Here is a 13,128-nt window from a genome sequence, read left to right on the forward strand (position 1 = left end):
TTACATCATATATCTTTCATATAAAAGGTTTTAATTTGTAATCTAAAACCTTTTACAATGAAAAATAGATCACTTTACAATGTTTGCTTGTTAATTGCATTATCAATGAATGTGATTCTTGCGCAAGACAACCTAGTAAACCAACTTTCAAAAAATAGGGTCACCTTACCCAATGGCTGGAAACTTTCACCCTATGGCACTTCCCTACCACTTGGCGATTTACCGCTAAACATTGTCTCTACACCCAATCAAAAATACTTGTTAGCTACAAATAATGGACAAAGTGTTCAAAGCTTGCAATTAATTGATATTCAAAATCAACAAGTCCTTGATAGTAAAGAATTACCAAAATCCTGGTACGGGTTGAAAGTTGCGAATGATAATAAAACCGTATTTGTATCGGGAGGCAATGACAATTTGATTATTGTTTTTGAAATACAAGATGGACAATTAATTGAAAAAGATAAAATAGCCTTATCAAAGGAAAAAAAAGTTGAAATTTCACCATCGGGTATTGAATATGATGACGAAAGTGGTCTTTTATATGTGGTAACAAAGGACAATAACACGCTTTACATCATTGATGTAAAAAGCAAAAATATTGAATCCACGCACAAATTGCCAGCAGAAGGATTTACGTGTTTATTCAATAAATCAAAAAAGGTATTATACATATCCATCTGGGGAGCTAGGCAAGTTTTGCCATTTGATGTAAAAAGCAAACAATTTTTAGCCTCTATTTCGGTCGGAGATCATCCCAATGAAATGGTTTTGACCAAAAATGGCAAATACCTATTTGTTTCTAATGCTAATGACAATTCTGTTTCCGTAGTAAGCACCACTCAAGGCAAAGAAATAGAAGTCTTAAATGCAGCCCTTTTTCCTAATTCGTTAGAAGGAAGTTCTACGAATGGACTTGCTTTATCAGCTGATGAAGAAAAGCTGTACGTAGCGAATGCGGACAACAATTGTCTAGCTGTATTTGAAGTAGAAAAACCAGGTCAATCTAGGAGTTTAGGTTTTATTCCAACAGGTTGGTACCCAACGTCAGTCAAAGTCATCAAAGGGAAAATTTATGTTGCCAACGGAAAAGGGTTTTCTTCTTTCGCCAATCCAGATGGTCCCAATCCCATCAATAAAAAGCAAAGTGTAACTTATCAAAAATCCGATAATAATCGGAAAGTACGCACTGGATATATCGGTGGACTCATGAAAGGGACATTATCCATTATTCCAGAACCTAATGCAAAAATTTTACCTATCCTTTCAGAAGCTGTTTATACCAATACTCCATATAACAAGGAGATTGAATCCTTAGCCAAGGGGGAAGAAGGAAACCCAATTCCACGAAAATTGGGTGATGCATCACCCATCAAATATGTTTTCTATATTTTAAAAGAAAATAGAACCTACGATCAAGTTCTGGCAGATGTAAAAGGTGGAAATGGGGACACAACCCTCTTGTTATTTGGAGAAAAGTATACGCCTAACCAACATAAATTGGTAAAAGATTTTGTATTACTTGATAATTTTTATGTGGATGGTGAAGTAAGTTCTGATGGGCATAATTGGTCAACTTCCGCACATGCTACGGATTATCTAGAAAAGACATGGCCAACATCCTATGGTGGCCGTGGTGGACACTACGATGGAGAAGGTAATCGATTGATTGCAAATCCAAAAAATGGTTTTATCTGGGATTATTGCAAAAGAGCTGGCGTTTCCTATCGTACTTATGGTGAATTTGCTGATGATTTCAAGCCCAACATCCCTTCTTTAGCCGATCACTTTTGCGCTACATTTGAATCATTCAATCAAGATGTGATGGATACCACTCGTTTCCATCAATGGAAAAAAGACTTTGACATATTACTTAGTCAAAATAAAGTTCCTCAATTCAATTCCTTGCGTTTTCCAAATGATCACACCGAAGGTCAAAAATTAGGTAAAAAAACGCCATTTGCCTATGTAGCAGACAACGATTATGCCGTTGGACTTTTTGTTGACTATCTATCTAAATCGCCTATTTGGAAAGAAACCGCGATTTTCATCGTAGAGGATGATGCTCAAAATGGTCCTGATCACGTGGATGCACATCGGACAACTGCCTATGTTGCTGGAGGATTTGTCAAAAGAGGATTTGTGGATCACACCCCTTACTCCACTTCCTCTATGCTTCGCACAATGGAATTAATTCTAGGTTTACCTCCAATGAGTCAATATGATGCAGCAGCCACACCGATGTATAAGTGCTTTTCTAAAGAAGCAAATACGAGTCCTTTCCAACATGAATTACCTAATACCAATTTATTTGAATTGACTACCAAAGAATCACTGAGTACTCTAAAAAGTGCGAAGTTCAATTTCAAGAAAGAAGATTCTGTCCCTGATTTAGAATTAAGTGAAGTCGTTTGGAAAGCAGTGAAAGGTGAAAATTCCATTATGCCAGCGCCAAGAAGAGCTGCTATTTTTAATGCATCTGAGGAGGAAGACAAAGATTAAATATGAATATTGCATTTATTGGTTTATTGGGTGTCCGAATGTTGATGATACAATCGGACACCCTAAGCAATGTAGTCGTTACTGCAAACAGACAAGCGAATAAAGTAGAATTTGTTGCTGCTGCGGTAACTCAATCTAAAATCCAAAAAGGATCAATCAATACTCCTGAGGGGTTAACTAATCTACCTGGAATATTTATCCAAAGAACCAATCAAGGTGGTGGATCGGCTTTTGTAAGGGGATTAACAGGAAATCAAACCTTGTTACTTTTGGATGGTATTCGATTCAACAATTCTACTTTCCGATATGGCCCCAATCAATACTTAAATACCATCGATCCATTTAATTTAGATAAAGCTGAAGTATTATTGGGTTCAGGATCGGTTCAATATGGATCAGACGCATTAACGGGTGCCGTACAATTATTTACCTTAAATCAGGAATTTTCAAATCAAGAAAAATGGGGTGGCATTCATTCTGCTAGATGGGGAAGCCAAGGAATGGAAAAAAGCCTACTTAATCGTATTTCTTATCAATCTTCCAAATTAAGTGCCTTCGCATCTATTGGATACAAGAGCTTTGGAGATATAAGCAGAGGAGGAAACAATATACTACAAAAACCTACGGGCTACGATGAAACAAATGTCCTTTCCAAAATTCGAATCAAACTATCGGAAAATTGGCAAATAGAAACGTTGATACAACAAAATCAACAAAAAAACGTACCCGTTTACCACAAAGTTCAATTAGAAAATTTTGCTGTAAATGAAATGTCATTACAAAGGTATCAAAGAGGATATGTCAAATTGAAAGGCGAATTCAAACACCCTCTCATACAATCCTTAGAATTGATAAGCTCAATTCAAAATAGTTTAGAAGATCGAAAATTACAAAAAAACGGAAGTTCTACTACTCGCTATGAATCAGATGAAGTGAATACCGTTGGATTTACCGCACAAATTAAGAGTCAATTTAATTCTATACATTCGGCGATGAGTGGAATAGAAATATATTCTGATGACATTAATAGTAGTAGAAAAGATATCAATCCAACAAAAACTCAAAAGCTAAGAGGACTTTATCCTGACAATTCCCAATACACAAGTTTATCAGCATTCAGCTTACATCAATGGCAATTGAATAAATGGGCTATTAATGCTGGATTAAGGTATCAACAATCGATTGCCGCTCTTCCCGATACGACAGTTGGAAATTCGACGATTTCATTAGGGGCTTTGGTTTATGATATTGGAACTGCATATCAACTCAATCCAAACAATTTCCTTTTTGTCAACTATTCCACAGGATTTAGAGCACCCAACATGGATGATTTAGGTAGTTTAGGAATTGTTGATTTCAGATATGAACTTCCTGCTTTTCAATTAAAACCTGAATATTCAATTAACAAAACATTAGGCCTTCGAAATAAAGTAGGAAATTGGCGTAGTGAATGGGTACTATTTCATACCCAACTTGAAAATATCATTACCCGAGTAAAAACATCTGAAATCATTCAATCCTATTCGGTTTATAAAAAAGAAAATATCGATAAGGCTTACTTATATGGTTTTGAAATCAACCAAACCTTGTTAATCAGCCCTAGTTTCACTGTAAAAAGTCAAATTTCTTATACCTATGGACAAAATGTAAGTCAAAATGAACCGATGCGACGCATACCACCTTTGCATGGGAATGTAGGCTTGCAATATCAAAATGCTAAATGGAATATGGATGTTAATTGGTTATTTGCGGATCGGCAGGACAGATTAAGTGCTGGAGATAAAGCTGATAACAGGATGAATTCCAGTGGAACAGCAGGATGGGGAATCATCAATACCCAAATTTCTTATCAAATAAATCCCCACATACGTGTAAATATGCAGGGATTAAATCTAAACAATGTTCCTTACCGAATGCATGGTTCGGGAATTGACGGTGTCGGTCGAAGTTTATTTATGCAATTAAACTACCAATGGTGAATTAGTGATTTTTTCTTTGATCATCAACATCGTCCATTTCAATCGTTTTTTTAATTTTTCGCCAATCAATTTTACGATTGTATTTGATCATCGTTTTGTCTGCATCAAAGATACGTTTATCTGGAAACACAAATTCATAAGGAGTAAAATCAGCTTGTTCAGTAAAAAAATCATCCAAAACAGTTGCCGTTTGATCATAATGATTGACAGCTGGTATATCCAATAAGGTATAAATTACCCGTAATATGGACCCAAAATTAGCATGTCTTTTGGATACATAATTCTTTTTCACATAGGGCCCTGCCATCATTAAAATACTCCTGTGAGCATCAATGTGATCAATACCACCTTGCGGGTCATCTTCTGTCACTACGACCAACATATTTTTCCAATAAGGCGTGTGAGAAAGAAACTCCAACATTCTACCTAATGCCAAATCATTGTCCTCCATATAGGAAGGGCGATATGGAAAACCTGCTGCAGAATCCACATCAGCGCCATGATCGTTGGGTAACTGAATGGTAATTAACGAAGGTAATTTTTCTTTTCCTGTTAACCATTTTTTACTAAACTCCTCAGTAAATTGTTCTACCCGAAACTGATCAGGAATACTCATATTGAACCCTGCATAGTTATGACTCGTATTTTTATACAAAGCCTTTTGCATAGGAACCATGACAATATGACCAGCACCCGTCAAGGTATCAAACCAATCCTCACGAACATGTCCCGTTTCATTGGCTTCTCCAAAATTATAAAATGAAACATTTTTTCGTTCCAAAGCTTCCCATAGTCCACCAATTTCGGCGTAATCTTCCGGGTCCATACTTCCGGTTGTTTTAGGTAATCGACGACCAGGAGCTGGAGATAAGGCTTTTGATGTTTTAGAAACGCTGGAATTCGCTTCTACCCATTCATTGGGAATCACTCCCATCATCCAATGATGACCATGGATGGATGCATCACTGTCGCAATAAAAATTATCACTCATCGCAAATTGACTGGCTATTCGATGATGATTCGGAGAAATATGAGCATTTTTGAAAACAACATTTTTATCAATAACCGTTTGATTTAATCCAAATTTCGAAATGGTAGAATCGCCAATAGCACCTTTGAACTGTCCAAAAACCTCATCATAGGTTCTATTTTCTTTGGTAATGTATACAATGTGTTTGATAGGAGAATTGGTATTGGATTTCAACGAAAAAACCTTATTTCCTCTTCCAACCATCTCTTTTTCGACAAACGTATTATTTTTTGCCTGTAGCGTATATTCTGCCAATTTTTGTGGATCAGGCTGGGAAATGATTTGAAAAGTCCCTAATTGTACATCTCCTATATAGGTTCCTTGTGCGGGAGCTTTGTAACCTTTTCCACCATTGGGCCCTGCTCCATAACCGCGGCAAGATGTTACATAGATGGTTTTTTCATCTTCTGATAAACGAACCCTGGTAGGTCCCCAACCGGTTGGAATAAATCCTTTATTTTTTTTCGATGCAACATCAATGACAGCCACAGCATTAAAACCCAATAATGTTACGTATAAGGTCTTTTCATCTTTGCTGAGCGTTAATCCAAAAGGTAAATAACCCCTTCTCTTATCCAAGAATGGTGAAAATTGAATAGGGATATGCGTCTTGATTTTTCTAGTTTTATAATCAATAACAGTAATATTATCATTGGTCGCATTGCTCACAAAAATAGAGTTGGAACTCACAGCAATAGAGTTCGGACTAGCCCCTCCAACAACCTCCATTTCTTCTACCATCTCTCCTATTTGAAAACCAGGTTTGTATTTTTTGACTATTTTATTCGTCAATAAATCAATTTGAAAAACGCTCATGGCCTCATCCGCACGAGGATCTCCTAGCCCTGGGATTTTTTTCCCTTCTATTTCAGTCCCTTCTCGTGATTCTTTTGTATCGTTCCCATAAGGATGATAAGGAATATGCTGGGATTCTATATTTTTTTCATTTGTGCCTTCCACTACCGGATAAGCGTACATACCCACATTGGCAACAAATGCATATTTATGATCAGGACTTAAAGAAATTCCAAATGGAATACGACCTGTAGGAGTATTTGAAACAACCTTGCCTGTGATTAAATCCAATCTAACTAATCGATAATTGGCTTGATCCAACACGAGCAATTGATTTTTTTCAGGTAATAAAACCAAATCCGTTGTAAAACTTTCGTCAAAAACTCTTTTACCAACTTTTCCATTAATAGACAAGGTTCGTAATACTTTTCCATCCAAAATATCCACTTCCAAAACGGTACCAAAATCGCCCCCACTTAAATAAATTTTCTTACTATCAGAAGAGAAAATCACCCCGATAAACGTACTTTTCCCATATGGTGAAAGTTTATCTGGCGTTCCAAAGGCCGGAAAACGTTTGGCAACTTGATTGGATAAATCGACACGAGTAAATGCCGCATTGTGCAAACTCACAGCCCATTTTCCATCGGGACTAATCGCCAATCCAAATGCATCAGAATTAATCCTCAGGGTTTTACCAGCTGGACGAACATAACGACCACTGGGTAAAACAGAATAATTAGAAGTATCGATTTTGGCATACTCATTCATGCCCGGCACTTCTAACAATTGTTGACTAAAGGTCGAAAAACAAAAAAATGTAAAAATAAATATGAGTTGTATTTTTTTCATTGATTGATAAATTAGTTAGAAATTTAAATGTTCTAAAAGTCATTAAGGTTACAGAGTCATTAAATGTCGGTTAAATCTTTACTTTATTTGGTATATTCTTACAGCTAGATATGGTTTATCGTCCATTTGTATAAGTTGATTTTTCAAATCATACACTCGATAGTCTTGATCTTTACCTGATTCATAAGTGGTAGGTAAATCTTCCATTGTCATATTCCAAGTATCAATTAATTGTACTCGAAATTTCACCCCCGCAGGTATTTTCCCATACTTACCATTGTTGAAAGGTAAGTTGAACGTCCAATTTTTCATGGTTTGATTTCCAAAATAAATTAAAAAATCCCATTGGCCCGAAATGGCAGTTTGGTAATCCCTTGAAACGTCGGCCATAGATAGTTCACCTGGCAATGATTCTAGAATTTTGCGTAGAAACTTAACCCTTTTCCAACTTTCTCCTTTAAATTCACCTCCTTTTGCCCAAAAAATAGTATCAGATGCATCCTTAAACATGTACGATTCTCCATGTGTAACATAAGTGCCTCCCACAACACCGTTCCAAATCAATTCTGTCATTTTTTGTGGACTATACCTTCCCCATCTAGATTTTAAATTCCCTTCATAACCCACTTCATCAAATACAATCGGCTTTTGAAGTATATTTCTAAGCAATGCCGAAGATGCAGGACTTTGTACGGGAGCTTCATCTTGAATACTTGCATGACTTATTTCATTATCCCAATAAGGATAATAAACCGCGGTAGAACCATGAATGGAGCTTAAATGATGATATACATCTGATTTCGCTAACACATGAATCAGATGTTGCCAATCGGTGACCGTTTTTGATTTTACATAATCCCATTCATTGGCCATTGACCACCAAACATTTTTAAAGGAAGATAGTCGAGCAGAAATATATTCAATATACCTATCGTTTACTTCCGCCGGCATTTCATCGAAGCCCCAACGACCTTTGTCATAAGGATGAAAAAGAATTAAGTCAGCCTGAATTCCTAATTCATCTAATTCATCTATTCTCTTTTCTAAATGACTAAAAAATATAGGATTAAAATTTTCGAAATCCCAAATTGGTTTTCCATGATCATTTCCTTTGATAATAAAAGGATACAAACTTGGTTCTTCCTTTACGAGGTCATAGTTTTTAGGAAAGACACACATTCGGACCTTGTTAAACCCTGACATTTGAAATGATTTCAACGTGAGTTCTTGAAGTTCATTCCCCATGTGAGTCCAAGCATATGCAGTTGTTCCAAAAGGGAAAAAAGATGACTTGTCAGAATAGGTAAAATGTAATTTATCTTTCACTTCTACCATTCCATGGTTACGTTGACTAGCAGGTGAACAAGAAAATTTACCTTTCAAACCAGAAAAAGCCGGCAAATTACTATTTGTTACATAGGACCAATTGCCTATTTTAGGTGGCATAAATCGAATGATATATTCTCCATTTCCATTATAAAAGCCATTAACCGACATAGTCGTTTCCTCATTTTGAAATATGGCAGTGAGATGTATGGAATTGGGTTTGGCTGTTTCTAGAGGATGATTTAATTTAATTTCAAAACGTTTCCATTGTTCAATTGAATTTTGGCCAAAAGAAAATATTGTGTGAATTAACCCCAAAAGGGTTAGAAGCAATTTAAGTTTCATAGGTTTTAATAATTTAAGCTAATTTACAAGACTTAAACTAAAAATAACTAATTCAACTTAAATGGATGCCTTTCTTTCCAACTAACTTTGGGTTCTAATAATTGGTAAATAGAACTTAAATAACGATTGATCATTGGATTAGTATGCTGCATAAAACTATTAATGTATGCAGCTTTAGCACCTATCGAACTTTTGATTTCCATCGCCGTTCGACCATAATTGATGGTTTGTATTTCACTTTCAATACCAAATTCCAACATATCGTAGAGCATATTGAGGTAGAGCATACAATCCTTTTGGACTTGTTCATTATATCCCAAAAAATAGGTTTCCAATGTTTGATTACAAATAATGATCGAATTAAATCCAATTAATTCTCCCTTTAAATAATACCCACATACCCGAAAATGGTCACCCATTTGTGTCTTCATTTCAATAAAATGATTCTTCGGAAGAAAAAAAGTATTAAAAGGCGCATGATGAGCGACGTGTAAATACAATTGATACAACATTGCTTCATTGGCAATCAAATCCTCTAAATCAAAGATTTTTTTAGTCAAAACTTCTCCCTTTTTCCGACAACGCTTAAATTGGTCCCGATACTTTTTTGATAAATCATTTGAATAATCGCTCATCGAATTCCAGCTATCTCTCAGGTTAAAAACCATATTAGGTTGGGCCTTAAAATTCAAATACTCCTTGGAAGTTGGTGGTAATATGAAATCTGAAAAAATAGGATCTATATCCTTCCAAATCAATAAATGAAATTGAGATTTAGCATATTGATGAATCGTCTTTTTTAGTATTTGGATAAGTGATTGAGGATCTACATTCTCGTTAATTTCTATTGCATGAGAGCCCGTCAAAAGATTATTACCCACTATAAAAAGTTGCCCAGAAAAATTTTTGAATAAAAAATTACGTAAAGTTCGAGTAATAAAATGATCTCTTTTACCAAAATGCCCGATTTGCGTTAAATCAACAGACTGAGCCAAAGCTATACCTTGTAATTCGTCGCCCGCAAAGAGTCCAATAAAATAATTAGTCATATTGGGAGGAGAAGCATTCTCCAAAAATCGAAGATATGGAAGGCTTAACAAGACATTTGATTCAGCAAGGACCTGCCAACCCAAGGGAAGCTGATCAAAGGAAGTATAAATTTGACTACTTGTTATTTGAATCATTTAATAATTTGTCCTTGCTTGTTAATTTACAGCATTGAAATTTATAACATAAAAATCCTTAATATTGTTCCAATAAAAAGGCAAAAAACCTTTTCATTTTAAACCTATTTTAAATGAATCCGTTCAAATACTTGATCAAATTTATTTTGATCATACAATTGTTGTGTTCCAGTTTTGAATCAATTGCTCAAAAGAAGGAGAAGCCCAACATTCTTTATATTCTAGTAGATCAATGGAGAGCCCAATCAATGGGTTATGCAGGTGACAAAAATGTCCAGACGCCCCATTTAGATCAATTAGCAAGTAAAAGTATTAATTTAACCCATGCCGTTTCTGGAATGCCTGTATGTTCTCCACATCGTGCCTCCTTTTTGACAGGCCAATATCCCTTGACGCATGGCGTTTTCATGAATGATGTATTATTAGATTCTAATCAAATAACCATTGGAAAGGTTTTTAAAGAAAACGGATACCAAACTGGCTTTGTAGGCAAATGGCATGTAGATGGACATGGGCGTAGTTCTTATATCCCCATAGGTCGCCAACAAGGTTTTGACTATTGGAAAGCATTGGAATGTACGCATGATTATAACCACTCAGCCTATTATGAAGGTAACTCATCCAACAAGAAAATATGGGATACCTATGATGCCATAGCACAAACACAAGATGTATGTCATTACCTCAAAAATCGAACAAAAAATGAGGCTCCTTTCTTCTTAGTTCTCTCAATAGGATCTCCGCACGACCCCTATCAAACTGCTCCTGAAAAGTACAGAAAAATATATGAGGGGAAAACATTTTCATTACGAGAAAATGTCCCAGATGAGAAAAAAACGAAAGTACAAAATGATTTAAAAGGCTATTATGCCCACATGACAGCTATAGATGATTGTATTGGACAACTTAGACAAACGTTAAAAGATCAAGGACTAGATAAAAATACAATTTTGGTATTTACATCAGACCATGGTGATTTATTGGGTTCGCACGGTGCTTGGAACAAACAACAGCCCTATGATGAAAGTATTCGCGTTCCATTTTTAATCCATTATCCTCAAAAATTAGGCGAGAAAGGGAAAAAATCGAAAGCATTAATCAATACACCCGACATAATGCCCACGATCTTAGGCTTAACTGGTATAAAAGTTCCAAATTCAGTTGAAGGAAAGGATTTTTCTCCCATTTTATTGGGCAAAAAGTCCAAAGATGTCCCATATACGTTGATATCATGTGTACAACCGTTTGGTCAATGGAGCAGGAAAAATGGTGGTAAGGAGTATAGAGGACTTATGACAGAAAAATTCACTTATGTCCGCGATTTAAAGGGTCCATGGTTGTTATTTGATCGAACCAATGACCCATATCAAATGAAAAATTTGATAGACAAGTCTGCATTTATTAAAGTTCAAAATCAGTTAGATAATGATTTAATCCGTGAATTAAAAAAACGGAAAGATGCATTTTTACCTGGTTTGGCGTATATAAAAAAATGGAACTATGTGATTGATTCAACAGAAACTGTTCCATATGTTAATATGAATTATCAAGGTAAAGTTATTACAGAATCAAGCTCAGGATATCCAGTTTTAATAAACAAATAAAATGATGATTTTTATCAAAAAAATGGAGCAGTTATTACGGATAAAGATAATGCGAAACTGTGCATACATTGCCATCATTGTTTGCCAGATTGCTCCTATCAGTTTCGCTCAAAAAACGGCGATCAAACCCAACATTATTTTCATATTGACAGACGACCAACGATCTGATGCACTTGGATATGCTGGCAATAAGATTATTAAGACTCCTGAGATGGATAAATTAGCCAAGGAAGGAATCTATTTTAAAAATGCATTCGTAACCACACCAATCTGCGCTGCTAGTAGAGCGAGTATTTTGACAGGACTATATGAAAGAACGCATTTGTATACTTTTCAACAGGGTAATTTAAAGCAAGGGTATGCAGATAATTCATATCCCGTTTTACTGAAAAAAGCAGGCTATTATACTGGATTTTACGGAAAATTGGGTGTTGAATATCCCTACTTTCAAACCATGTTTGATGAAGGAGAAAACTACGATAGAAACACGAAATATAAAGATCATAGAGGTTATTTTTACAAAACCTTAGATCAAGATACGGTGCATTTAACACGATATACAGGACAAAAAGCCATGGATTTTATTGCTAATTCACCGCAAAATAAGCCATTTTGCTTGTCATTAAGCTTTAGTGCTCCACATGCCCATGATCCAGCATTGGACCAATATTTTTGGCAACCAGAGGTCAATGATTTATACAATGACGTAGATATTCCTACACCGCCCATGAGTTCTGATGCTGATTTTATGTCACAACCCGCATATGTGAGAAATGGCGAAAATCATACTCGATGGTTATGGCGATTTGACACTCCAGAAAAATATCAAAAGAGCGTTAAAGGTTACTATCGAATGATTTCAGGAATCGATTTAGAAATTGGCAAAATACGTCAAAAACTAAAGGAAAAAGGTTTAGATAAAAATACCATCATCATTTTTTTAGGTGATAATGGTTACTTTTTAGGTGAGCGACAATTAGCAGACAAATGGCTAATGTATGATCGATCCTTACGAGTACCCATGATGATTTTCGATCCACGCAATGCTCATCATAAAGAAATTGAGGATGAAGTATTGAACATTGACATCGCACCCACTATTTTTGGATTTGCAGGTATCAATCAACCAAAAAGCTGGCAAGGATTGAATCTGTCTAGTTATGTGAAAAATTCATTCCCTGCCAAATCAAGGAGAGATTTCTTATGTGAACATCTATGGAAAGTAAATATTATACCATCCAGTGAAGGGTTTAGGACAAAAAAATGGAAATATTTTCGTTACAGAGAGGATTTAAAGCATGAAGAACTATATGATTTAATGAAAGACCCCCTGGAAAAAAATAATCTTGCTTTCCAACCCAAATACCATAAAATCTTACTTGAAATGCGAAAAAAAATGGAGAAAAAAATTACTCTATTGGAAAAAGATCGAATTTGAAATTGATAAAAAATTAAGTTTGGGATCTTAATAATTACGAAAAAAATTCATTTAGAGTTCAGCTTATTTTCTC

The 13,128-nt window shown here is 35.5% G+C and carries 7 protein-coding genes; 4 read left to right on the forward strand and 3 right to left on the reverse strand.

All coding sequences use genetic code 11. The features are described 5' to 3' along the window. The first annotated feature begins 57 nt into the window (after positions 1 to 57). Both V7S76_RS07530 and V7S76_RS07535 read left to right on the forward strand, forming a co-directional pair. A complete protein-coding gene (locus V7S76_RS07530; protein WP_459509453.1) occupies positions 58 to 2,502 on the forward strand; it encodes a bifunctional YncE family protein/alkaline phosphatase family protein in 2,445 nt (814 codons plus the stop codon). Positions 2,503 to 2,504: 2 nt separating this feature from the next. After that, positions 2,505 to 4,481: a TonB-dependent receptor plug domain-containing protein gene (locus V7S76_RS07535; RefSeq protein ID WP_459509454.1), complete on the forward strand. Its 1,977-nt coding sequence runs from the start codon at positions 2,505 to 2,507 to the stop codon at positions 4,479 to 4,481. Position 4,482: 1 nt separating this feature from the next. On the opposite strand, the gene V7S76_RS07540 is transcribed toward V7S76_RS07535, so the two are convergent. The 3 genes from V7S76_RS07540 to V7S76_RS07550 form a co-directional block, all read right to left on the reverse strand. Next, positions 4,483 to 7,158 carry a bifunctional YncE family protein/alkaline phosphatase family protein gene (locus V7S76_RS07540; protein ID WP_459509455.1) on the reverse strand — a complete coding sequence of 892 codons (2,676 nt, stop codon included), beginning with the start codon at positions 7,156 to 7,158 and terminating at the stop codon, positions 4,483 to 4,485. Positions 7,159 to 7,236: 78 nt separating this feature from the next. After that, complete coding sequence (locus V7S76_RS07545) at positions 7,237 to 8,829, reverse strand: DUF5060 domain-containing protein (RefSeq protein WP_459509456.1); 1,593 nt, start codon at positions 8,827 to 8,829, stop codon at positions 7,237 to 7,239. Positions 8,830 to 8,876: 47 nt separating this feature from the next. Next, the gene (locus tag V7S76_RS07550) at positions 8,877 to 10,013 is read right to left on the reverse strand and encodes a GNAT family N-acetyltransferase (protein WP_459509457.1); all 1,137 of its coding nucleotides are present in this window, start codon (positions 10,011 to 10,013) and stop codon (positions 8,877 to 8,879) included. A 113-nt stretch (positions 10,014 to 10,126) separates the two neighbouring features. Here V7S76_RS07550 and V7S76_RS07555 point away from each other — a divergent pair, with 113 nt between their 5' ends. Next, complete coding sequence (locus V7S76_RS07555; RefSeq protein ID WP_459509458.1) at positions 10,127 to 11,617, forward strand: sulfatase family protein; 1,491 nt, start codon at positions 10,127 to 10,129, stop codon at positions 11,615 to 11,617. A 1-nt stretch (position 11,618) separates the two neighbouring features. Next, the gene (locus V7S76_RS07560) at positions 11,619 to 13,055 is read left to right on the forward strand and encodes a sulfatase family protein (protein WP_459509459.1); all 1,437 of its coding nucleotides are present in this window, start codon (positions 11,619 to 11,621) and stop codon (positions 13,053 to 13,055) included. Positions 13,056 to 13,128 lie beyond the last annotated feature (73 nt).

The sequence above is a fragment of the Aquirufa sp. ROCK2-A2 genome, from assembly GCF_054558485.1.